Origin of the sequence: Leclercia tamurae (assembly GCF_025566055.1) — a bacterium.
Classification (GTDB): Bacteria; Pseudomonadota; Gammaproteobacteria; order Enterobacterales; family Enterobacteriaceae; genus Enterobacter; species Enterobacter tamurae.
Window position 1 is genome coordinate 292,288 of record NZ_JAMHKS010000075.1, and the last position, 23,779, is coordinate 316,066.

Consider the following 23,779-nt stretch of genomic DNA (forward strand, 5'->3'; position numbering starts at 1 on the left):
ATTAAATCTTACATGCGCCGCTTTCGCAGCCATCATCCTGAATGGACGGGGCCAGATCGTCCTGCGCATCTTCCGCACCGTCACGGGTGTTTTGATAGTACAGGGTCTTCACGCCAAATTTATAGGCGGTAAGCAGGTCTTTCAGCAGCTGCTGCATCGGCACTTTCCCGGACGGGAAGCGTGATGGATCGTAGTTGGTGTTCGCAGAGATCGACTGGTCGATAAACTTCTGCATGATGCCCACCAGCTGCAGGTAGCCGTCGTTATTTGGCATTTCCCACAGCAGCTCGTAGTTGTTTTTCAGCAGCTCGTAGTCCGGCACCACCTGGCGCAGGATCCCGTCTTTCGACGCTTTAATGCTGACGTGGCCGCGCGGCGGCTCGATGCCGTTGGTGGCGTTGGAGATCTGCGAGGAGGTCTCGGACGGCATCAGGGCAGAGAGCGTGGAGTTACGCAGGCCGTGAGTCTTGATGGATTCGCGAAGGGCTTCCCAGTCAAGATGCAGCGGCTCGTTGGCGATCGCGTCCAGGTCTTTCTTGTAGGTGTCGATCGGCAAAATGCCTTTGGCGTAGGTGGTTTCGTTGAACCACGGGCAGGCGCCTTGCTCGATGGCCAGATCGTTAGAGGCTTTCAGCAGGTAATACTGAATGGCTTCGAAGGTCTGGTGCGTCAGATTGTTGGCGCTGCCGTCGGAATAACGTTTACCGTTTTTCGCCAGCCAGTAGGCATAGTTGATCACACCGATGCCGAGGGTACGACGACCCATCGCACCACGTTTGGCCGCCGGGATTGGGTAATCCTGATAATCCAGCAGCGCATCCAGGGCACGGACCGCCAGCACTGCCAGCTCTTCCAGCTCGTCGAGGCTATTAATCGCACCCAGGTTGAACGCGGAGAGCGTACACAGGGCGATCTCGCCGTTTTCGTCGTTCACATCTTCCAGCGGTTTGGTCGGCAGGGCGATCTCCAGGCACAGGTTGGACTGGCGCACTGGGGCAACGACCGGATCGAACGGGCTGTGGGTGTTGCAGTGGTCAACGTTCTGGATGTAGATACGGCCAGTCGAGGCGCGCTCCTGCATCATCAGGGAGAACAGTTCAACCGCCTTCACGCGCTGCTTACGAATGCTGTCGTCCTGCTCGTACTTAACGTACAGGCGCTCGAACTCATCCTGATCGGCAAAGAAAGCGTCGTACAGGCCCGGGACGTCGGACGGGCTGAACAGGGTGATGTCGCCACCTTTCAGCAGACGGGTGTACATCAGCTTGTTGATCTGTACGCCGTAGTCCATGTGACGCACGCGGTTGCCTTCCACGCCACGGTTGTTTTTCAGGACCAGCAGGCTTTCAACTTCCAGATGCCACATCGGGTAGAACAGGGTCGCTGCACCACCGCGCACGCCGCCCTGGGAACAGGATTTCACCGCGGTCTGGAAGTGTTTGTAGAACGGGATACAGCCGGTGTGGAACGCTTCACCGCCGCGAATTGGGCTACCCAGGGCACGAATGCGACCGGCGTTGATGCCGATACCGGCGCGCTGGGAAACGTATTTCACAATGGCGCTGGAGGTGGCGTTAATAGAGTCCAGGCTGTCGCCGCACTCGATCAGCACGCAGGAGCTGAACTGGCGGGTTGGGGTGCGCACACCGGACATGATCGGCGTCGGCAGAGAAATTTTGAACGTCGAAACCGCATCGTAGAAACGCTTCACGTATTCCAGACGGGTATCACGCGGATAGCCAGAGAACAGGCAGGCGGCGACCAGAATGTAGAGGAACTGGGCGCTCTCGTAGATTTCGCCGGTCACACGGTTCTGGACCAGGTATTTACCTTCCAGTTGCTTCACCGCAGCGTAGGAGAAGTTCATATCACGCCAGTGATCGATAAACCCGTCCATCTGCTTGAACTCTTCTTCCGTGTAGTCTTCCAGCAGATGCGTGTCGTATTTGCCCAGCTCTACCATCTTCACCACATGATCGAACAACGCTGGCGGCTCAAACTGGCCGTAGGCTTTTTTACGCAGGTGGAAAATGGCCAGACGGGCAGCGAGGTACTGATAATCCGGTGCTTCGCGGGAGATCAGATCCGCCGCAGCTTTGATAATGGTTTCGTGGATATCAGACGTTTTGATGCCGTCATAGAACTGGATGTGAGATCGCAGTTCCACCTGAGAAATGGATACGTTGTTCAGTCCTTCTGCTGCCCAGTCGAGAACACGATGGATTTTGTCCAGATTGATACGCTCGGTAGCACCGTCGCGCTTTGTCACCAGCAGACTCTGATTCATGTGGGTTTTTACCTGTCCGTGAAAAAAGAAAATATCCCCCGCTTATCCACAGACCTCTGTGGATAAATACTATATGTAGGGGTTGTGCGTTAAGCATAACGCAAGATGGTGAGTATTCTAGTAAGGATTCTTTTCAGCACAAGAGTTGATTTTGAGGTTAAATTCAGGTTGTGAAAGAGTAAAAAAGCGTAAGTCCTCGTACCGTAAGGCCTGGACGTCATGTCAATAATGTAGAAAAAAAAATGAAAATTTGATCGACTGCTGATTTCTTCAACGGGTAGTCAAAAATGCGCAACGGAGGGTTGCGCATTCATCAGAAAAAGAGTGGCTAACCTTACTCTTTTTTTGCAGTGGTATGGAGCATGTAGTTAACGTCCACGCCCGGCGCCAGTTTGAACTTGTCGGTCAGGGGATTGTAATGCAGCCCGGTGATGTGCTGCTCTTTCAGCCAGGTGCCATCGACCCAGCCCAGCAATTCGGCGGGTTTGATGAATTTTTTCACGTCGTGCGTGCCTTTTGGCACCATCCGCAGCACGTATTCCGCGCCGACTACTGCCATCAGCCACGCCTTGCCGTTGCGGTTGATGGTGGAGAAGAACACCTGGCCGCCCGGTTTCACCAGTGCCGCACAGGCGTTTACCACCGATTGCGGGTCGGGAACGTGCTCCAGCATCTCCATGCAGGTGACGACGTCATACTGATGGGCATGTTTCGCCGCGTGCTCTTCGACGGTTTCCTGCACGTACTCCACCTGCACGCCGCTTTCCAGCGCATGCAGTCGCGCCACCTGTAGCGGCTCGAAGCCCATATCCAGGCCGGTCACGGTAGCGCCTTCGCGCGCCATGCTCTCTGCCAGGATGCCGCCGCCGCAGCCGACATCGAGCACTTTTTTACCGAACAGGCCGCCGGAACGCTCTGCGATATAGCCCAGACGCAGGGGGTTAATGCGGTGCAGGGGTTTAAACTCACCTTCAAGATCCCACCAGCGCGAGGCGACGGCTTCGAATTTGGCGATCTCTTCTTGGTCAACGTTGGGAGCCACCGGGGATTTTTCCGCATTCATGGACGCTTTTACTCCGTAATTTAAAGACGAGGAAGTATATCAGGATAACAAAGCAAATTAGTTTAAACCTAAGCGGGTGTGTTATAATTTCCGACCTTTGAATCCGGGATACAGTAGAGGGATAGCGGTTAGATGAGCGACCTTGCGAGAGAAATTACACCGGTTAACATCGAGGAAGAGCTGAAGAGCTCCTATCTGGATTATGCGATGTCGGTCATTGTTGGCCGTGCGCTGCCGGATGTCCGCGATGGACTTAAGCCGGTACACCGTCGCGTACTATACGCCATGAACGTATTGGGCAATGACTGGAATAAAGCCTACAAAAAATCTGCCCGTGTCGTTGGTGACGTAATCGGTAAATATCACCCGCATGGTGATACAGCAGTTTATGACACCATCGTCCGTATGGCGCAGCCATTCTCATTGCGTTACATGCTGGTTGATGGTCAGGGTAACTTCGGTTCAGTCGACGGCGACTCCGCCGCGGCGATGCGTTATACGGAAATCCGTATGTCGAAAATCGCTCATGAACTGATGGCCGATCTGGAAAAAGAGACCGTTGACTTCGTTGATAACTACGACGGCACCGAGCGCATTCCGGATGTGATGCCAACCAAGATCCCTAACCTGCTGGTAAACGGTTCTTCCGGTATCGCCGTAGGTATGGCGACCAACATTCCACCGCACAACATCACGGAAGTGATCAACGGCTGCCTGGCCTATATCGACGATGAAGAGATCAGCGTTGAAGGGCTGATGGAACACATCCCGGGTCCGGACTTCCCGACCGCCGCCATCATTAATGGCCGTCGCGGCATTGAAGAAGCGTACCGTACCGGTCGCGGCAAGATCTATATTCGTGCCCGCGCTGAAGTGGAAGCCGATGCCAAAACCGGCCGTGAGACCATTATCGTCCACGAAATTCCGTATCAGGTGAACAAAGCGCGCCTGATCGAGAAGATTGCCGAGCTGGTTAAAGAGAAGCGAATTGAAGGTATCAGCGCGCTGCGTGATGAGTCTGATAAAGATGGCATGCGCGTCGTCATTGAGATCAAACGTGACGCGGTAGGGGAAGTGGTTCTTAACAACCTCTACTCCCTGACGCAGCTTCAGGTCTCCTTCGGCATCAACATGGTTGCGCTGCACCATGGTCAGCCGAAGATCATGAACCTGAAAGATATCCTGAGCGCGTTCGTCCGTCACCGCCGTGAAGTGGTGACCCGCCGTACCATTTTCGAACTGCGTAAAGCTCGCGATCGTGCACACATCCTTGAAGCCCTGGCGGTTGCGCTGGCGAACATCGATCCGATCATCGAGCTGATTCGTCGTGCCCCAACCCCTGCCGAAGCGAAAGCGGGCTTAGTGGCTCAGCCATGGGCGCTGGGGAATGTCTCTGCGATGCTGGAACGTGCGGGCGATGACGCTGCGCGTCCGGAGTGGCTGGAGCCAGAGTTTGGCGTACGCGATGGCCAGTATTATCTGACCGAACAGCAGGCTCAGGCGATTCTGGATCTGCGTCTGCAGAAACTGACCGGCCTTGAGCACGAAAAACTGCTCGACGAGTACAAAGAGCTGCTGGAACAGATTGCCGAGCTGCTGCATATCCTTGGCAGCGCCGATCGCCTGATGGAAGTGATCCGTGAAGAGCTGGAGCTGGCCCGCGATCAGTTCGGCGATGAGCGTCGCACTGAAATCACCGCCAACAGTTCTGATATCAACATTGAAGATCTGATCAACCGCGAAGACGTGGTGGTCACCCTGTCTCATCAGGGCTATGTGAAATATCAGCCGCTGACCGACTACGAAGCACAACGTCGTGGTGGTAAAGGCAAATCTGCAGCACGTATTAAAGAAGAAGACTTTATCGACCGCCTGCTGGTGGCCAACACCCATGACACCATCCTCTGCTTCTCCAGCCGGGGTCGTCTGTACTGGATGAAGGTTTATCAGCTGCCGGAAGCGAGCCGTGGCGCGCGTGGTCGTCCGATCGTTAACCTGCTGCCGCTGGAAGCGAACGAACGTATTACCGCAATCCTGCCGGTACGTGAGTACGAAGAGGGCGTGAACGTCTTTATGGCGACCGCCAGCGGTACGGTGAAGAAGACCGCTCTGACCGAGTTCAGCCGTCCACGTTCTGCCGGCATTATCGCCGTCAACCTGAACGAAGGCGACGAACTGATTGGTGTGGATCTGACCTCCGGTTCCGACGAAGTGATGCTGTTCTCTGCCGCCGGTAAAGTGGTGCGCTTTAAAGAGAGCGCAGTGCGCGCCATGGGTCGTACCGCGACCGGCGTTCGCGGCATCAAACTGGCGGGCGAAGACCGCGTGGTCTCCCTGATTGTTCCACGTGGCGAAGGCGCAATCCTGACCGTCACGCAGAACGGCTACGGTAAACGTACCGCCCAGAACGAGTATCCAACCAAGTCCCGCGGCACTCAGGGCGTTATCTCGATCAAAGTGACCGAGCGTAACGGCTCCGTTGTTGGCGCGGTCCAGGTTGATGATGCCGACCAGATCATGATGATCACCGATGCCGGTACGCTGGTGCGTACCCGTGTGTCTGAGATCAGCGTGGTGGGCCGTAACACCCAGGGCGTTATCCTCATCCGTACTGCGGAAGATGAAAACGTAGTGGGTCTGCAGCGCGTCGCTGAGCCGGTGGATGACGAAGAGCTCGACTCCATCGACGGCAGCGTCGCAGAAGGTGACGATGAGATCGCACCGGAAGCGGACACCGACGACGATGCAGCGGATGATGCTGAAGAGTAACGTCTCCTGACGATAAAGGGCCGGTTTCCGGCCCTTTTCTTTTGTAGCACACGCAATTGCAGACAACCGAACATTGCGACCGCGCGCGTTTACCGCTACCTTAAGCCCATTCCTTTTGACCCTGATGGCGGAGCCTCGCCCCCTTGAAATACCTCGTCTCCTTTCGAACCACGCTGAAAGTTTCTCGCTATCTGTTTCGGGCGCTGGCGCTCCTGATCTGGGTGTTGATCGCCCTGTTTTCGGTGTTTTACATCGTCAACGCGCTGCACCAGAAGGAGTCGGAAATCCGTCAGGAATTTAATCTCAGCTACGAACAGTCCCAGCGCTACATTCAGCGCACCGCAGACGTCATGAAGGAGCTCAAGTACATCGCCGAGAACCGTCTGACAGCGGAAAACGGCGTGCTGGCCACCCGCGGGCGCGACAGCAAAACCGAGGTGCCCAGCTTTGAGCCGCTGTTTCCCGATTCTGATTGCTCTGCGATGGGCCCGGCATGGCGCGGGTCACTGGAGTCGCTGGCCTGGTTTATGCGCTACTGGCGCGATAACTTCTCGGCAGCTTACGATCTGAACCGGGTCTTTTTGATTGGCAGCGAAAACCTCTGTATGGCCAACTTTGGCCTGCGCGACGTGCCGATGGATCGTGATAACGCCCTGAAAAGCCTGCACGAGCGGATCATGAAATACCGCAATGCGCCGCAGGATGAGCGCGGCAACAATCTGTTCTGGATAAGCCAGGGCCCGCGTCCCGGGGTAGGGTACTTTTACGCCATGACGCCGGTCTATCTGGCCAACCGCCTGCAGGCGATGCTCGGCACTGAACAGACTATCCGCATGGAGAACTTTTTCACCCCCGGCAACCTGCCGATGGGCGTGACGATTCTTGATGAAAATGGCCACTCCCTGATCTCGCTGGCGGGGCCGGAAACCCGGCTCAAGGTTGACCCTCGCTGGATGCAGGAGCGTTCGTGGTTTGGTTATACCTCCGGTTTCCGCGATCTGGTGCTGAAAAACAGCCTGCCGCCATCGTCCCTGAGCATCGTCTATTCCGTTCCGGTGGATCTGGTACTGGAGCGTATCCGTATGCTGATCCTCAATTCGGTGCTGCTGAACGTGCTGGTGGGAATTGCGCTGTTTACGCTGGCGCGGATGTACGAACGCAAAATCTTTATTCCGGCGGAGATCGACGCCCAGCGCCTCGAAGAGCATGAGCAGTTCAACCGCAAGATTGTCGCCTCTGCGCCAGTGGGGATCTGTATTCTGCGTACCCTGGACGGTACCAATATCCTCAGTAACGAGCTGGCGCATAACTATCTGAATATGCTGACTCACGAGGACCGGCAGCGGCTGACGCAGATCATTTGCGGGCAGCAGGTCAACTTCGTCGACGTGCTGACCAGCAACAACACTAACCTGCAGATCAGCTTTGTGCACTCGCGCTATCGCAATGAGAACGTCGCCATCTGCGTGCTGGTGGATGTCTCCGCGCGCGTCAAAATGGAAGAGTCGTTGCAGGATATGGCCCAGTCGGCTGAACAGGCCAGCCAGTCTAAATCAATGTTCCTCGCCACCGTCAGCCACGAGCTGCGCACCCCGCTGTACGGAATTATCGGTAACCTCGATCTGCTGCAGACCAAAGAGCTGCCCCGGGGCGTTGACCGTCTGGTGACGGCGATGAACAACTCCTCCAGTCTGCTGTTGAAAATCATCAGCGATATTCTCGACTTCTCCAAAATTGAGTCCGAACAGCTGAAAATTGAACCGCGTGAATTCTCGCCGCGCGAGGTGATGAACCATATCAGCGCCAACTATCTGCCGCTGGTGGTGCGTAAACAGCTGGGGCTGTACTGCTTTATTGAGCCGGACGTGCCGGTATCGCTGGAGGGCGATCCGATGCGCCTGCAGCAGGTGATCTCCAACCTGCTCAGCAACGCCATTAAGTTCACCGATATGGGCTGCATCGTAATGCATGTCTCCAGGGCAGGGGACTATCTGAGCATCCGCGTGCGCGACACCGGGGTGGGTATTCCGGCCAAAGAGGTGGTTAAACTATTCGATCCGTTCTTCCAGGTGGGGACGGGGGTGCAGCGTAACTTCCAGGGCACCGGGCTGGGTCTGGCGATTTGTGAAAAACTGATCAGCATGATGGACGGCGATATCTCGGTGGATACCGAGCCGGGTATGGGCAGCCAGTTCACCATCCGTATTCCGCTCTATGCCGCGCAGTCTACGACTATCGTGGTGGATGGATTAAGTGATAAGCGCTGCTGGCTGGCGGTCAACAATGCCTCGCTGTATGCCTACCTGGAGTCCCTGCTGACGCCGCACGGCATTCGCGTGGCGCGCTACACCGGACAAACGCCGGACGCGGAAGACATACTCCTCACCGACGATGAGCTGACGCAGCCGTGGCAGGGCAAAGCGGCGGTGATCTTCTGTCGTCGCCATATCGGTATTGCTCAGGAGCGTGCCCATGGCGAGTGGGTGAACAGCGTGGCCTCGCCGCACGAGCTGATTGCGCTGCTGGCGCGCATCTATCGTATCGAGATGGACGCAGGCGATGGCTCGGCAGCGCTGCCGTCACCGGAATCAGCGCAGTCGCTGAACGAGGACATGATGATCCTGGTGGTGGATGACCATCCGATTAACCGCCGTCTGCTGGCCGACCAGCTGGGCTCGCTGGGCTATCAGTGTAAAACCGCGAACGATGGCGTGGATGCGCTGAACGTGTTGAGTAAAAACCATATCGACATCGTCCTGAGCGACGTGAACATGCCGAACATGGATGGCTATCGCCTCACCCAGCGTATTCGCCAGCTGGGCCTGACGCTGCCGGTGGTAGGTGTCACCGCCAACGCGCTGGCAGAAGAGAAGCAGCGTTGTCTGGAGTCGGGGATGGATAGCTGTCTTTCCAAGCCGGTGACGCTGGACGTGTTGAAACAGACGCTGTCAGTGTACGCGGAGCGGGTGAGGAAGACGCGAGTATAAAAAAAAGCCCAGTAATGGGCTTTTTTATTATTGCCGGGTGGCGCTGACGCTTACCCGGCCTACATTAACCGTAGGCCCGTGCAAGCGAAGCGCCGCCGGGCATGTAGTTATCAGTCTTTATCTGCCGGACTCAGGGTCACGGAAGAGAGATAATTCAGCAGGGCGATATCGTTTTCCACACCCAGTTTCATCATCGCAGATTTCTTCTGGCTACTGATGGTCTTGATGCTGCGGTTCAGCTTCTTGGCAATTTCCGTTACCAGGAAACCTTCTGCAAACAGACGCAACACTTCGCTCTCTTTCGGTGACAGACGTTTGTCGCCGTAACCGCCAGCGCTGATTTTTTCCAGCAGACGGGAGACGCTTTCCGGGGTAAATTTCTTGCCTTTCTGCAGCGCGGCCAGCGCTTTTGGCAGATCGGTTGGTGCGCCCTGTTTCAGGACAATCCCTTCGATATCGAGATCCAGAACGGCACTTAAAATGGCCGGGTTGTTGTTCATGGTCAGCACGATGATCGAAATACTCGGGAAATGACGCTTGATGTATTTGATCAGCGTGATCCCGTCACCGTATTTATCTCCAGGCATGGAAAGGTCGGTGATGAGCACGTGCGCATCAAGTTTTGGCAGGTTATTAATCAGTGCTGTGGAGTCTTCAAATTCGCCGACTACATTCACCCACTCGATCTGTTCAAGTGATTTGCGAATACCGAACAGTACAATCGGATGGTCATCGGCAATAATTACGTTCATATTGTTCATGTATAAGGCTACCTTGCTACAGCAAGCTTTTGACATAATCGTCAATGTCGCTGATGTATTTTTCTATGCTGGCGGCATCTTTCTCACGAATAAGATGTTCCAGCGTTTCACATAATTGCTTGCCTGGAACCAGATTAAGCATGGCAAACACCCCTTTGAGCCGGTGTGCTGTCTGAGCCAGCGCTGCGAAGTCGTTCGCGGCGGATTCAGTATACAACCTCTTAACATCATCTGGTACTGTGTCTACGAAGAGAGAATAATAGCCGCTGGCCTGCAGTTCGGCATTTTCATTGCCGCCCAGTGGGGACTCCGGGATCGTTTCCTGCGCCAGTTGCTCCTCTATTAGTTGTAGTACAGCTTCCTGCATTGCATTGCTCATATTAAAGTTGACGCGCACCTGGCCGGGACCAATTTTTCGCACGCCTGGCTCATCATCGCTTAAAAGCAAGCCCGAGGCAGTAAGATTAGACGGATTATCCGTTAAAAAGAGATCATATTCTTGACTTGCCAGCCTTTCGTCCGGGGAGATACAGGTCGCCCCCCAGTTTTCCAGCTGACGCACCACGATACTGCGGATCTCATTCGACGTCACATCCACCATGATCACCACTTCGTCCAGCAGGCCCTCATCGTCCTCGGTTTCCTGCGGGGTGGCCGGCATTTTCACATGCAATGAATAACGGGTGCCCAGCGACTCACGGGCTTTGATATTCAGGTGACCGCCTAGCTTACGTGCCAGCTGATCGCACAGCCAGAAGGTGAGGGCGTTGGCTTTGCCGTAGTTGTCACCCTGGGTATCGTTCAGGAACGGGAAGTGCAGATTGTCGATTTCACTGGCTGTGACCCCTTCACCGGTATCGAGGATACGGAAGGTGAGACGGTCATCGGCCGACTCATCGCTGCTCACTTCAAGCGTGATTTTGCCAATCTGGGTGGTGGTCACCGCGTACTGGATCAGCATCAGCAGGATGCGACGCAGCGCGTCACGATCGCCGTGGCGCTCATCGTTGGCGCGCAGCGGGTTGTTAATCAGCAGCTGCAGCCCTTTACGCTTGATCACCGGCAGCACGTCCGGCACCACTTCATCGATCAGATCCTGAATCGAGAACAGTGTGGCGGTGCTCTTCCAGCTGTCATTTTCCAGCATATTGGCAAGCTGGATCTCATCCACCAGCCGCACCAGCGTATCGGCATGACTGGACAGCTGTAGGCTTTCCGGGCTACTTAACTGCGCCGCTTCGCTGGCCAGCGCCTTCAGCGGCAGTTTAAAGGCGTCGCCAATATTCTGCATAAAGGCCGCCCGGCCCTGCTGGTTCTTCTCGTACAGCCTTTGTGCCTGCTTGAGCTTTTTATTCACCAGCACCTCGCGATCCTGATCGCGAATGATAAAGATCTGCGTGCGTGACGCCACCTGGCTGCGGAACTGGCGGATCTCGTACAGCTCATTGTTGATGGTGGCCTGAATCACGCCCTGATGCTGATCGGCCATGCTGGTAATGTTCTGCAGATTCAGGTGCGGCAGCAGGTGATCGGCGATCTTGTTGCTGATCACCGTGCGGTTGGCCTCCTGGTCATGCACCAGCAGACCGAGCGGCAGCACCGAGACAATCTCTTCATTCAGGGCGCGCAGTACCCGCAGTTCATTGCTGGTGCCAGCGGCGACGGGAACATCGCTCTGGCGACCCGGCTGCGAGCGGAAGGTGCTGTAACCAAACAGCGCCAGCGCCAGCAAACCGATATTGAGCAGCAGCGGCAGCAGGATATTTTGCAGCGTATCCAGCAGCAGCGTACCAAAAGGCACCTGCCAGACCAGACGCATACCGGTGGTGTTCAGGGAGGAGGCAATCTCGATTTTCGATCCGTTAAAGGAGATCGAGACGCTATCGGGGCTCTCTTTGTCCGTCTGCGCGCGCTGGTTTTGCACCGAGGTGTCCTGCTCGAGGCGGAAGCTGTCGAGCGGCATATCCGGGGGGATCAGATCGTTGATCGGCAGATCGAAGGCCACCACCGTCGCCAGATGGCCTGGCTGGTTGAAGGTGGTGCGCAGGGTAAAGTAGTGGCCATTCTGCCAGGCCAGTCGGCGCAGGGAAGAGAAGCTTTCGCGCTCATCCAGGGCATTGGCCTGCTGCAGCATCTCCGCGCGACGGGAATCGACAATCGAACCTACCGACGACTCTTTAAAACCGGAGGAGAGGTCTTTCAGCGGCAGGGTGGAGATCAGGATCATGCTGTTGTCCTGACCGTTGAGATAGTACATCGACCAGGGCACGGTCTCCGCGCCCCACAGCGTATCGAGATAGCTCGACATGCGCTGGGTCATCTCCAGCGTGGCGCTGTCGTGTGAACCAAAGATCAGGGCTTCGGTTTTGCGCCGCGTTTTCTCCAGATAGTAGACGTCCTGCTTCAGGCGCGTCTCCTGCAATCCTTCAGCGGAGGAGGTCGTTGGGGTGGCCGCGATGTTGTCGTAAATCTGCCAGGTTGCGTAGCGCCAGGTGTCAATGCGTTTATGCATGGCGTGGCTGATATCAACAATCTGATAGCTTCTGTCTTTTAACCAGGTGTTCACCGCGCTCTGTACCATTACGCCCATGGTCACTAACAGCACAACGATCAATAGAAGAAAGAAACGGGTAATACTGCCCGGAAGCAGAGAAAATTTGTTCGCGGCTGTGGTTTCTGACTGACTCATTGATGTGTTTAACCCGTTATGGCTGCGCTTCAGGCGAGTAGGGCAGTATAAAGCGTAATAATCGAATTTCCAGCCTCATGCCACTTCAGAGGCTGACTTTTTCGCTCCGTTGCGTAAGGCTAAGGGGGTGTCGTAAATCTGTACGGTCGAACTTATATTGTACAAAGAAGGGGCAATATATCAAAAAAATAGCACGAATTAACAAGAAATTAAATTAACCATTCCATTTTTACACCTAAAAATAGCACGCTAAGATTTAATTAATAGTCGTTATAGTTTCAGGTGGGTAGCACAAATATTCGGGATTTGCGTAAAGAAAGGTAAAAAAAAACCGAACGCATTGCATTCGGTTCAATTCGGGATAAACAGACATTCAAATTTGAATGACGGTAATAAATAAAGTTAATGATGATAGCGAGAGATATTTTAGTAGCCGGATGGATTTTTGTTTTGGCAATCAGTGCTATAAAGAAATTTTAGTTAACTTGATGAGTTTATTGAATAATTTTTAAGTTTTGTTTTTTAGTGCTTTATTTTTTAACTTTGCGTGCGGCAAAAAAGTTCCCTCATTTTTACAAATTGAAACATCTATATGGCAATATGAAACATCTTAAAAGTTTTCGTATCATATTCTTATTGGATTATTCTGTATTTTTGAGGAGAATGAACTTGCCGACTGGTTAAGAGGGTTGATCAGTAAGCAGTGGTAATAAAAAACATATAACAGAGGGTTAAAATAATGAAAGTTAAAGTACTGTCCCTCCTGGTACCAGCACTGCTGGTAGCAGGCGCAGCAAATGCGGCTGAAATTTACAACAAAGACGGCAACAAATTAGATCTCTACGGCAAAGTAGACGGTCTGCACTATTTCTCTGATGACGAAGGCGCTGATGGCGATCAGACCTACATGCGTATCGGCTTCAAAGGCGAAACTCAGGTTAACGATCAGATCACTGGCTACGGTCAGTGGGAATACAACGTTCAGGCTAATGACACAGAAAGCAGCAGCAACCAGTCCTGGACGCGTGTAGCTTTCGCCGGTCTGAAATTCGCTGAAGCAGGTTCTTTCGACTACGGTCGTAACTATGGCGTAATCTACGACGTAACCTCCTGGACCGACGTTCTGCCAGAATTCGGCGGCGACACCTACGGTTCTGACAACTTCCTGCAATCCCGTGGTAACGGCGTTGCGACCTACCGTAACCAGGACTTCTTCGGTCTGGTTGAAGGCCTGAACTTTGCTCTGCAGTATCAGGGTAAAAACGGCAGCGTCAGCGGTGAAAACGACACCGGTCGTAGCCTGCTGAAACAGAACGGTGACGGCTTCGGCGGCTCCCTGACCTATGACCTGGGCGAAGGCTTCAGCGTAGGTGCAGCAGCAGCATCTTCCAAACGTACCGCAGACCAGAACGGTCCAGGCGTTTATGGTCGTGGCGACCACGCTGAAGTGTACAGCGGTGGCCTGAAATATGACGCGAACAACATCTATCTGGCAGCGCAGTACTCCCAGACTTACAACGCGACCCGTTTTGGTGACTCTCAGAGCAATGCCGACAACGCTGTTTACGGCTTTGCGAACAAAGCACAGAACTTCGAAGTGGTTGCACAGTACCAGTTCGACTTCGGCCTGCGTCCATCCGTGGCTTACCTGCAGTCTAAAGGTAAGGACATCGAAGGTAACGGCGATCAGGATCTGCTGAAATATGTTGATGTTGGCGCGACTTACTACTTCAACAAAAACATGTCCACCTATGTTGATTACAAAATCAACCTGCTGGATGCAAATGCCTTCACCGACCGTGCCGGCATCAGCACTGATGACATCGTAGCCCTGGGTCTGGTTTACCAGTTCTAAGTCTTACGCAGTAGTGCAAAAAGGGCCTGAGGGCCCTTTTTTTGGCCCTGCTATCAGCCCCTTACAAAGCCTGCTTTTTAGTGTACTCTTGCCGGTCTCAGGCTTGAGGATAATAACGAATGGAAATTACTTTTCTGCGCGTCGGGTTTCTGGCGACACTTTTTATGCTGTCTGCGTGCGATGCACCCACTCCTCCGGTCAAGAGCGAAACTGCTGCCGCGACGGTGCTGGAAGGCAAAACCATGGGCACCTTCTGGCGCGTCAGCGTGATTGATCTCCCGCCCGCCCGGGCGGAAGAGCTGCGCGGAAAGATCCAGTCCCGGCTGGACGGCGATGACCAGCTGATGTCCACCTATAAAAATGACTCCGCTCTGATGCGCTTTAACCAGTCCCAGAGCACCTCCCCCTGGCCGGTGAGTGAGGCGATGGCCGATATCGTCACCGAGTCGCTGCGGGTGGGCTATAAAACCAACGGCGCGATGGATATCACCGTCGGCCCGCTGGTTAACCTCTGGGGCTTTGGCCCGAACAAACAGCCGGTGAAAACGCCTGACCAGGTACAGATTGACGATGCCCGGGCGCAGACGGGCCTTCAGCATCTGACGGTCATCAATCAATCCGGCAAGCAATACCTCGAAAAAGATATTCCCGATCTGTTCGTTGATCTTTCGACGGTCGGGGAGGGCTATGCCGCCGATCACCTGGCCCAACTGATGGCCGAAGAGGGGATCCCGCGCTACCTGGTGTCAGTGGGCGGGGCGCTGGTCAGCCGCGGCATGAACGCCAGCGATAAACCCTGGCGCGTGGCGATCCAGAAACCCACCGATCGGCAAAACGCCGTGCAGGCCATTGTGGATATTAACGGCCACGGCATCAGCACCTCCGGCAGCTATCGTAACTATTATGAGCTGGACGGAAAACGCATCTCTCATGTGATCGATCCCCAGACCGGTCGCCCGATTACGCACAATCTGGTGTCGGTGACGGTGATTGCCCCGACGGCGCTGGAAGCGGATGCCTGGGATACCGGGCTGATGGTGCTGGGAACAGAGAAAGCCAAAGAGATCGTGCGCGAGCAGGGTCTGGCGGTCTATATGATCGTCCGCGAAGGGGAGGGCTTCAAAACCTGGATGTCCCCGCAGTTCGCCAGTTTCCTCGTCAACGGGGCGAATTAAAAAGCAAGGTTGCGGGTTTTTGTCGGGTGGCGTTCAGGCAGGCTAGGCGTATGCTTATATAAGGAGCCGATCATGAAAAAGCCGAACCTGATAAATGACGATCAACGCTGGCTGGCGGTGCTGGCCCGCGATGAGAGTGCCGACGGTCAGTTTGTGTTTGCCGTACAGACCACCGGCATCTTCTGCCGTCCCTCCTGCCGGGCGCGCCACGCTCTGCGCGAAAACGTTCGCTTTTACGCCGATGCCCGTCAGGCTGAACTGGCGGGTTTTCGTCCCTGCAAGCGCTGCCGCCCGGATCAACAGGATCCCCAGGCGCAGCGGATCGCCACCATCGAAAAAGCCTGTCGCTTACTGGAGCAGGAGCAACCTCTGACGCTGGAGATGCTGGCGCAGCAGGTGGCGGTGAGCCCGTATCACCTGCATCGTCTGTTCAAATCCTTCACCGGCATGACGCCGAAAGCCTGGCAGCAGGCGGCCCGGGCGAAACGGCTTCGCCACGCCCTGGCGCAGGGCGAGAAGATCACCGATTCGGTGCTGGCGGCGGGTTTTCCCGACAGCAGCAGTTACTATCGCAAGGCCGACGCTACGCTTGGCATGACGGCGAAGCAGTATCGCAACGGTGGGGAGGAAACCACCGTGCGCTATGCCCTGAGCAGCTGCACGCTGGGGCGCTGCCTGGTGGCGGAGAGCGCACGAGGTGTCTGCGCCATTTTACCCGGGGATGATGACCGCGCCCTGATTGCCGAGCTGGAAACACTCTTTCCCCACGCCCAACGAGAACAGGCCGATGCCGCCTTCGCCGCGCGCGTCGCCCAGGTCATTGCCAGTGTGGATAATCACGCCGTGGCGCTGGCCCTGCCGCTGGATATTCGCGGCACCGCCTTTCAGCGTCAGGTCTGGCAGGCTCTGTGCGCCATTCCGGGCGGGGAGACCGCGAGCTATCAGCAGGTGGCCAACGCCATAGGTCATCCCGGTGCGGTGCGGGCGGTGGCCCGGGCCTGTGCCGCCAACAGGCTGGCGATTATTATCCCCTGCCACCGGGTAGTGCGTAGCGATGGCGGTCTCTCGGGTTATCGCTGGGGGACGGCCCGTAAAGCGGCGTTGCTCCACCGTGAAGCCAATAAAGAGGAGGTATAATGCTGGATCTTTTTGCGGATGCTGAACCCTGGCAGGAGCCGCTGGCACCCGGGGCGGTGATCCTGCGTCGTTTTGCGCTGTCGCGCGCCTCGGCCTTAATGCAGGGGATCGAACAGGTCGCCAGCGCCTCGCCGTTTCGCCAGATGGTCACCCCCGGGGGATACACCATGTCGGTGGCGATGACCAACTGCGGCGGGCTGGGCTGGACCACCAATCAACGCGGCTACCTCTACTCCCCGGACGATCCCCTGACTGACACCCGCTGGCCGCCAATGCCGGACGCTTTTGCCGCCCTGTGCCATGATGCGGCCTGCGCGGCCGGTTATCCCGACTTTCAGCCGGACGCCTGTCTGATCAACCGCTACGCCGTCGGGGCCAAACTCTCCCTGCATCAGGATAAGGACGAGGTCGACCTGCGGGCACCGATTGTCTCGGTCTCACTCGGCCTGCCCGCTGTCTTCCAGTTCGGCGGATTACGCCGCAACGATCCGCTGCAACGTCTGCTGCTGGAGCACGGTGACGTGGTGGTGTGGGGTGGGCCATCCCGCCTGTTTTATCACGGTATCCAGCCTCTTAAACCGGGAGAACACCCTGTCACAGGGGAGTATCGCTACAACCTGACCTTCCGTCAGGCGGCGAATAACGAATAAAAATAAGAATTATTCTTGATGTAAGTGGCGAGCAGTTTACACTGCTGGCTGTTTTTTCTTGTCTGGATTGCTCTGCATGGAACTCCTGTTACTGGTCTGGCGCCAATACCGCTGGCCGTTTATCGCGGTGATGGCCTTAAGCCTGCTCAGCGCCGCTCTGGGTATTGGGCTGATCGCCTTTATCAACCTGCGTTTAATTGAAACGGTGGACACCACCCTGATGGTGTTGCCGGAATTTCTCGGCCTGCTGGTGCTGCTGATGGCGGTCACCCTGGGTTCGCAGCTGGCGCTTACCACCCTCGGTCACCACTTCGTCTTCCGCCTGCGCAGCGAGTTTATCAAGCGTATTCTGGATACCCAGGTTGAACGCGTCGAGCAGCTGGGCAGCGCCTCTCTGCTGGCCGGATTGACCAGCGATGTGCGCTCAATCACCATCGCCTTTGTGCGTCTGCCGGAGCTGGTGCAGGGGATTATTCTGACCTTCGGTTCGGCCGCCTATCTGGCCTGGCTCTCCACCAAAATGCTGGCGATCACCGCCCTGTGGATTGTGATCACCATCTGGGGCGGTTACATGCTGGTGTCCCGCGTCTATAAGCACATGGCGGTGCTGCGTGAAACCGAAGACAAGCTCTATAACGACTATCAGACGGTGCTGGAAGGGCGCAAAGAGCTGACCCTGAACCGCGAGCGCGCCGAGCACATCTTCAATAATCTCTATATCCCGGATGCCCGCGAATATCGCCACCACATTGTGCGGGCCGATACCTTCCACCTGAGCGCGGTCAACTGGTCAAATATCATGATGCTGGGTGCGATTGGCCTGGTTTTCTGGATGGCGAACAGCCTTGGCTGGGCGGATACCAACGTCGCCGCTACCTACTCGCTAACCCTGCTGTTCCTGCGTACGCCGCTGCTCTCCGCCGTCGGTGCGCTGCCGACCCTGCTCAGCGCCCAGGTGGCCTTTAACAAGCTGCGCAAGTTTTCGCTGGCCCCTTACAAAGCCGAATTCCCGCGCCCACAGGCCTTCCCGGACTGGCAGACGCTGGAGCTGCGCAACGTCACCTTTACGTATCAGGACAACGACTTCTCTGTCGGGCCGGTGAACTTAACCCTTAACCGCGGCGAGCTGCTGTTCCTGATTGGCGGTAACGGCAGCGGAAAATCGACGCTGGCGATGCTCCTCACCGGCCTGTATCAGCCCCAGTCGGGCGAGATCCTGCTGGACGGTAAACCGCTGAGCGCCGAAAAACCGGAAGATTACCGCAAGCTGTTCTCTGCGGTGTTCACCGACGTGTGGCTGTTCGATCAGCTGCTGGGCCCGGAAGGCAAGCAGGCCGATCCGGCGCTGGTGGAGAAGTGGCTGGCGCATCTGCAAATGTCGCACAAGCTGGAGCTGCAGGATGGCAAGATCCTCAACCTCAAGCTGTCGAAAGGGCAGAAGAAGCGCGTGGCGCTGCTGCTGGCGCTGGCGGAAGAGCGCGACATCATTCTGCTGGATGAGTGGGCCGCCGATCAGGACCCGCACTTCCGCCGCGAGTTCTACCAGGTGCTGCTGCCGCTGATGCAGCAGATGGGTAAAACCATCTTCGCCATCAGCCATGACGATCACTACTTTATTCATGCCGACCGTCTGCTGGAGATGCGCAGCGGTCAGCTGAGTGAGTTGACCGGCGCTGAACGTGATGCCGCGTCGCGTGATGCGGTGGCCCGTACCGCCTGAGTGTAAAACGTGCCGGGGGCGGTTTTACCGCCCCCGGCCTGCAACTGCCGCTTTTTTGTTCTTCCCGCCGATTCGTTTATTAAAATTTACACAACCCCGCGCTATGCTTAATGCCAACTCATTTAACGGATTTATGATTGATGTCTGTATTGAATAAGAACAGCGCACGGCTGCGCGATGAAGAGCGTGCGCGCCTGATCTGGCTGATGACCACCGACAAAGCGCTCACCTCTACCCTGCTGGGTAAACTCACCCTGGCTGAGCAATATGACGTCGGCACCTTAGCCGACGATATTGCTGAGGTAGGGGCGCTGGTAGCCCATTTGCCGCCGCCGGATCTGGCCGACACCCTCGAAGCCTTACCTTCGGAAGAGCGCCATGCCCTGTGGCGGCTGGTGCAGGATCACGAGCGTGGTCAGGTGCTGGTTGAGGCGTCCGAGAACGTCTGGGAAGATCTGATCGATGAGATGAGCGACGACGCGATCCTCGATGCGCTGCGTACCCTGGATATAGACGATCAGATCTATCTCGTTCAGCACCTGCCGCGCAACCTGACCGGACGCCTGCTGGCGTCGTTGCCGCCTCAGGAACGCGCCCGCGTCCACCAGGTCATGCACTATGAGCAGGACCGCGTCGGGGCGATCATGGAGTTCAGCGTGATCACCGTGCGCCCGGACGTCACCCTGGGCACGGTGCAGCGTTACCTGCGTCGGCTCGGTAAAATGCCGCAAAACACCGATAAGCTGTTTGTGACTTCCCGGGATAAAACCCTGCTCGGCGAGCTGGAGCTGCAGACCATTCTGCTCAACAGCGCCCAGAGCAAGGTCAGCGAGGTGATGGACCCCCAGCCGATGCTCTTCTCCCCGGAAGATGATGCTGAAAAAGCCGCGCGTACCTTCGAGCGTGACAACCTGCTCAGCGCCGCGGTAGTGGATGCCGTGGGCAAGCTGTTAGGGCGACTGACCATCGATGAGATCGTCGATGTGGTCTATAAAGAGACCGACAACGATATGCGTGCCCTCGGGGGCCTCAGCGCGGAAGAGGATGTTTATGCCCCGGTGAGCAAGGCGGTGAAAACCCGCTGGGCGTGGCTGGCGATCAACCTCTGCACCGCGTTTATTGCCTCCCGTGTCATCGATGGATTTGAACACACTATCTCGCAGCTGGTGGCCCTGGCGTCGCTGATGCCCATCGTGGCGGGCATTGGCGGTAATACCGGTAACCAGACCATCACCATGATTGTGCGCGCCCTGGCGTTGCAGCACATTCAGCCGGGCAACTTTACCTTCCTGATTTTGCGTGAGCTGGGCGTGGCGTTGATCAACGGCCTGGTCTGGGGCGGGATTATGGGCGGTATCACCTGGTGGCTATACGACGATATGGCCCTGGGCGGGGTGATGACCCTGGCGATGGTGTTGAACCTGCTGGTGGCGGCGATGATGGGGGTGATCATTCCGTTAACCATGACCCGCCTCGGGCGCGACCCCGCAGTGGGGTCGAGCGTGATGATCACCGCTATCACCGATACCGGCGGATTCTTTATTTTTCTTGGTCTGGCGACGCTGTTTCTGCTGTAGCGGCGCTATGGCGTCGCAGGCGGGCAGGGAGGATCGCCATCAGGATAATCCCGCCCAGCACGCCAATTGCCAGATTGCCGGTTGAGACGGTGGCCGCGACGGTCACCAGCATCACCAGCGTTTCAGCCACGGGGGCATCTTTGACGGTGCCCGGCTGAATACTGTGCCAGTTGAAGGTTTTCACCGCGACAATCGCCATGATACCCGCCAGTACCGCCATCGGGATTTTGGCCATCACGTCGCTCAGGGCAGTGACCAGCAACAGCAGCACCAGCCCGGCGGCCAGGGTGGAGACGCGGCTGCGCCCTTTACCCATTTCGACGTTTACGATGGTCTGACCGATCATCGCGCACCCGGCGATCCCGCCAAAGAAGCCCGCCATGATATTGGCCACGCCCAGCCCCATGCTCTCGCGGCGCTTGCTGGACGGCGTGGCCGTCAGCTCATCCACCAGTTTCGCCGTCAGCAGCGACTCCATCAGGCCCACAAAGGCAATGCTCAGCGCGCAGGGCCAGATAATGCTCAGGGTATGCAGGTTAAGCGGCACCAGCATCTGGGTGATCCCCGGCAGACCGCCGCCGATGGAGCCTTCGTCGCCCACGGTTGGCAACAACTGGCCGCTGGTAACGGTAAACAGGGTCAGGACCACAATCGCAATCAGCGGAGAAGGAATACTTTTAATGTAGCGGGGCGCCCAGAGCACAATCAGCAGGGTCAGAACAAACAGGCCGACAATCAGCGGGCTTTTGCTCCAGAAATGCGGCACCTGGGCAAAGAAAATTAAAATCCCCAGCGCGTTCACAAACCCGGTCATTACCGACTGGGGAATAAAGCGCATCAGGCGTGCCATCCCCAGCGCGCCGAACAGGATCTGGATCAGGCCCGCCAGCAGCACCGCCGGCAGAATATACTGCGCGCCATGCTGATGAACCATCGGCCCAATCACCAGCGCCACGGAACCCGCAGCGGCGGTTACCATCGCCGGGCGTCCGCCCATTACCGACAGCGCCAGGCACAGCACCACCGAGGCGAACAGGCTCACTTTCGGATCGACACCCGCCACAACCGAGAAGGAGATGACCTCCGGAATAAGCGCCAGGGCGGTGATGACACCGGCCAGGGTTTCACGCATCAACAGCGAAGGAGAACGCAGAACCGATAAGGTCCGGGGAGAGGTATGGGTTTGAGACATAGTTTTTCGCAGGTTAGTGGCGCTGGGCAGGATCTGTGCGGCCGATCACAAAGGGCAGCATAGTAGCGGTAAAACGCCCAGGTTGCCAGCCCGGCAGCGTCATGCCCCTACAAACATCGCGACATTAATTATCATAATTACAATAATTATTTAACCTTTAAACAATATTTAATTATTGCTACCGTGGCGCCGCAATCGACTTCATCTGCATACATAGCGAACAAAACGCTTATTACGAAGGCACTAATTATGAAAAAAATGACTGCCCTGTTGCTGGCTGCGGCGGCAAGCTTTAGCGTTGCCCCGATGGCGGCGAAGGCTCAGGCATCGCAGGATCAGGAAACGGACGTTCTGTTAATTGGCGGCGGGATCATGAGCGCCACGCTGGGAACCTATCTGCACGAACTTGAGCCGAACTGGTCCATGACCATGGTTGAACGCCTGGACGGCGTGGCGCAGGAGAGCTCCAACGGCTGGAATAACGCCGGTACCGGCCACTCGGCCTTAATGGAGCTGAACTACACTCCGCAGAAGAAAGACGGCTCTATCAGCATTGAGAAAGCCGTGGAGATCAACGAAGCATTCCAGATCTCCCGTCAGTTCTGGTCTCACCAGGTGAACAGCGGCGTATTGCACGATCCGCACAGCTTCATTAACACCGTGCCGCACATGAGCTTTGTCTGGGGCGACGACAACGTTAACTTCCTGCGCGGTCGTTATGCTGCCCTTCAGCAAAGCTCGCTGTTCCGCGGGATGAAGTACTCCGAAGATCACGCTCAGATCAAAGCGTGGGCGCCGCTGGTGATGGAAGGGCGAGACCCGAACCAGAAAGTGGCCGCCACCCGGACCGAAATCGGTACCGACGTGAACTACGGTGAAATTACCCGTCAGCTGGTGGGCTCTCTGCAGAAAAAAGAGAACTTCAACCTGTCGCTGAACAGCGAAGTACGCGGCTTTAAGCGTAACGCGGACAACACCTGGAGCGTGACCGTTGCCGATCTCAAGCACAATGAAGAAGAGCACGTCATCAAGGCGAAGTTCGTCTTTATCGGTGCGGGCGGCGCGGCGCTGAAGCTGCTGCAGGAAACCGGCATTCCGGAAGCGGAAAACTACGCGGGCTTCCCGGTTGGCGGCCAGTTCCTGGTGTCGGAAAACCCGGAAGTGGTGAACCGTCATCTGGCGAAGGTGTATGGTCAGGCGTCCGTGGGCGCACCACCGATGTCGGTACCGCACATCGACACCCGTATTCTTGACGGCAAGCGTGTGGTGCTGTTCGGGCCGTTCGCGACCTTCTCAACCAAGTTCCTGAAGAACGGTTCGCTGTGGGATCTGCTGAGCTCTACCACCACCTCGAACGTGGGACCCATGGTCGATGTCGGTCTGGATAACTTCGATCTGGTGAAATACCTGATTAGCCAGGTAATGCTCTCCGATGACGATCGTTTTGAGGCGCTGAAAGAGTACTACCCGGACGCGAAGCAGGCGGACTGGCGTCTGTGGCAGGCGGGTCAGCGCGTGCAGATCATCAAGCGTGACGAAGAGAAAGGCGGCGTGCTGCGTCTGGGCACCGAAGTGGTCAGCGATAAAGAGGGCACCGTGGCCGCGCTGCTGGGGGCATCCCCGGGGGCATCGACTGCTGCACCGATCATGCTGCATCTGATGGAAAAAGTGTTCAAAGACAAAGTCGCCAGCCCGGAATGGCAGGCGAAGCTGAAGACCATTATTCCCTCTTACGGTACGGCGCTGAACGGCAACGTTGACGCTACCGAGCAGGAGCTGGAGTACACCAGCCGCGTACTGCAGCTGAAGTATGAAAAACCGCAGGCTCCGGATGCGGCACCTCAGGCGCAGCCGCAGGCGACATCTGAGCCGGAAAGCAAACCGGTCGCGGATATCGCGCTCTGATATAAAAAAAGC

At 56.4% G+C, this 23,779-nt stretch carries 13 protein-coding genes and 1 pseudogene; 9 read left to right on the forward strand and 5 right to left on the reverse strand.

Features of this window, described 5'->3' with window-relative positions; translation table 11 throughout:
* Nucleotide 1: 1 nt before the first annotated feature.
* Both nrdA and ubiG read right to left on the reverse strand, forming a co-directional pair.
* Nucleotides 2–2,287 (reverse strand): class 1a ribonucleoside-diphosphate reductase subunit alpha, encoded by a 2,286-nt coding sequence (gene nrdA / locus M8318_RS15970; protein WP_261644378.1) that lies wholly within the window; start codon nucleotides 2,285–2,287, stop codon nucleotides 2–4.
* Between the two features lie 334 nt (nucleotides 2,288–2,621).
* Entirely contained in the window at nucleotides 2,622–3,350 is a 729-nt protein-coding gene (gene ubiG, locus M8318_RS15975) for a bifunctional 2-polyprenyl-6-hydroxyphenol methylase/3-demethylubiquinol 3-O-methyltransferase UbiG (protein ID WP_262663494.1), read from the reverse strand.
* A gap of 132 nt (nucleotides 3,351–3,482) precedes the next feature.
* Between ubiG and gyrA the strand changes: the two genes are divergently transcribed.
* A complete protein-coding gene (gene gyrA / locus M8318_RS15980; RefSeq protein WP_262663495.1) occupies nucleotides 3,483–6,119 on the forward strand; it encodes a DNA topoisomerase (ATP-hydrolyzing) subunit A in 2,637 nt (878 codons plus the stop codon).
* A gap of 143 nt (nucleotides 6,120–6,262) precedes the next feature.
* Complete coding sequence (gene rcsC / locus M8318_RS15985) at nucleotides 6,263–9,106, forward strand: two-component system sensor histidine kinase RcsC (protein WP_262663496.1); 2,844 nt, start codon at nucleotides 6,263–6,265, stop codon at nucleotides 9,104–9,106.
* 110 nt (nucleotides 9,107–9,216) lie between these two features.
* On the opposite strand, the gene rcsB is transcribed toward rcsC, so the two are convergent.
* Nucleotides 9,217–9,867 carry a response regulator transcription factor RcsB gene (gene rcsB / locus M8318_RS15990; protein ID WP_106995396.1) on the reverse strand — a complete coding sequence of 217 codons (651 nt, stop codon included), beginning with the start codon at nucleotides 9,865–9,867 and terminating at the stop codon, nucleotides 9,217–9,219.
* A gap of 16 nt (nucleotides 9,868–9,883) precedes the next feature.
* Nucleotides 9,884–12,556 carry a phosphotransferase RcsD gene (gene rcsD / locus M8318_RS15995; protein WP_262663497.1) on the reverse strand — a complete coding sequence of 891 codons (2,673 nt, stop codon included), beginning with the start codon at nucleotides 12,554–12,556 and terminating at the stop codon, nucleotides 9,884–9,886.
* A gap of 739 nt (nucleotides 12,557–13,295) precedes the next feature.
* Here rcsD and M8318_RS16000 point away from each other — a divergent pair.
* From M8318_RS16000 to mgtE, 6 genes are all read left to right on the forward strand, one after another.
* A complete protein-coding gene (locus M8318_RS16000; RefSeq protein ID WP_262663498.1) occupies nucleotides 13,296–14,411 on the forward strand; it encodes a porin OmpC in 1,116 nt (371 codons plus the stop codon).
* Between the two features lie 119 nt (nucleotides 14,412–14,530).
* The gene (gene apbE, locus M8318_RS16005) at nucleotides 14,531–15,586 is read left to right on the forward strand and encodes an FAD:protein FMN transferase ApbE (RefSeq protein ID WP_262663499.1); all 1,056 of its coding nucleotides are present in this window, start codon (nucleotides 14,531–14,533) and stop codon (nucleotides 15,584–15,586) included.
* A gap of 72 nt (nucleotides 15,587–15,658) precedes the next feature.
* On the forward strand, nucleotides 15,659–16,723 hold the full coding sequence (gene ada / locus M8318_RS16010; protein WP_262663500.1) for a bifunctional DNA-binding transcriptional regulator/O6-methylguanine-DNA methyltransferase Ada: 1,065 nt from the start codon (nucleotides 15,659–15,661) through the stop codon (nucleotides 16,721–16,723).
* Nucleotides 16,723–17,373 carry a DNA oxidative demethylase AlkB gene (alkB, locus tag M8318_RS16015; RefSeq protein WP_262663501.1) on the forward strand — a complete coding sequence of 217 codons (651 nt, stop codon included), beginning with the start codon at nucleotides 16,723–16,725 and terminating at the stop codon, nucleotides 17,371–17,373. Before ada ends, alkB begins: the two co-directional genes overlap by 1 nt.
* A gap of 76 nt (nucleotides 17,374–17,449) precedes the next feature.
* The gene (locus M8318_RS16020; protein ID WP_261644365.1) at nucleotides 17,450–19,093 is read left to right on the forward strand and encodes a multidrug ABC transporter permease/ATP-binding protein; all 1,644 of its coding nucleotides are present in this window, start codon (nucleotides 17,450–17,452) and stop codon (nucleotides 19,091–19,093) included.
* 140 nt (nucleotides 19,094–19,233) lie between these two features.
* Nucleotides 19,234–20,670: a magnesium transporter gene (mgtE, locus tag M8318_RS16025; protein WP_166183021.1), complete on the forward strand. Its 1,437-nt coding sequence runs from the start codon at nucleotides 19,234–19,236 to the stop codon at nucleotides 20,668–20,670.
* On the opposite strand, the pseudogene M8318_RS16030 reads toward mgtE, so the two are convergent.
* Nucleotides 20,633–21,923, reverse strand: a pseudogene (locus tag M8318_RS16030) (SulP family inorganic anion transporter). The gene mgtE and the pseudogene M8318_RS16030 overlap by 38 nt on opposite strands.
* A gap of 188 nt (nucleotides 21,924–22,111) precedes the next feature.
* Between M8318_RS16030 and mqo the strand changes: the two are divergent.
* Complete coding sequence (gene mqo / locus M8318_RS16035; protein ID WP_262663502.1) at nucleotides 22,112–23,767, forward strand: malate dehydrogenase (quinone); 1,656 nt, start codon at nucleotides 22,112–22,114, stop codon at nucleotides 23,765–23,767.
* The last annotated feature ends 12 nt before the right edge of the window (nucleotides 23,768–23,779 follow it).

Coding starts and splice junctions, on each gene's coding strand:
- nrdA (WP_261644378.1), bottom strand. CDS start 2,287: ATGAATCAGAGTCTGCTGGTGACAAAGCGCGACGGTGCTACCGAGCGT.
- ubiG (WP_262663494.1), bottom strand. CDS start 3,350: ATGAATGCGGAAAAATCCCCGGTGGCTCCCAACGTTGACCAAGAAGAG.
- gyrA (WP_262663495.1), top strand. CDS start 3,483: ATGAGCGACCTTGCGAGAGAAATTACACCGGTTAACATCGAGGAAGAG.
- rcsB (WP_106995396.1), bottom strand. CDS start 9,867: ATGAACAATATGAACGTAATTATTGCCGATGACCATCCGATTGTACTG.
- rcsD (WP_262663497.1), bottom strand. CDS start 12,556: ATGAGTCAGTCAGAAACCACAGCCGCGAACAAATTTTCTCTGCTTCCG.
- M8318_RS16000 (WP_262663498.1), top strand. CDS start 13,296: ATGAAAGTTAAAGTACTGTCCCTCCTGGTACCAGCACTGCTGGTAGCA.
- apbE (WP_262663499.1), top strand. CDS start 14,531: ATGGAAATTACTTTTCTGCGCGTCGGGTTTCTGGCGACACTTTTTATG.
- ada (WP_262663500.1), top strand. CDS start 15,659: ATGAAAAAGCCGAACCTGATAAATGACGATCAACGCTGGCTGGCGGTG.
- alkB (WP_262663501.1), top strand. CDS start 16,723: ATGCTGGATCTTTTTGCGGATGCTGAACCCTGGCAGGAGCCGCTGGCA.
- M8318_RS16020 (WP_261644365.1), top strand. CDS start 17,450: ATGGAACTCCTGTTACTGGTCTGGCGCCAATACCGCTGGCCGTTTATC.
- mgtE (WP_166183021.1), top strand. CDS start 19,234: ATGTCTGTATTGAATAAGAACAGCGCACGGCTGCGCGATGAAGAGCGT.
- mqo (WP_262663502.1), top strand. CDS start 22,112: ATGAAAAAAATGACTGCCCTGTTGCTGGCTGCGGCGGCAAGCTTTAGC.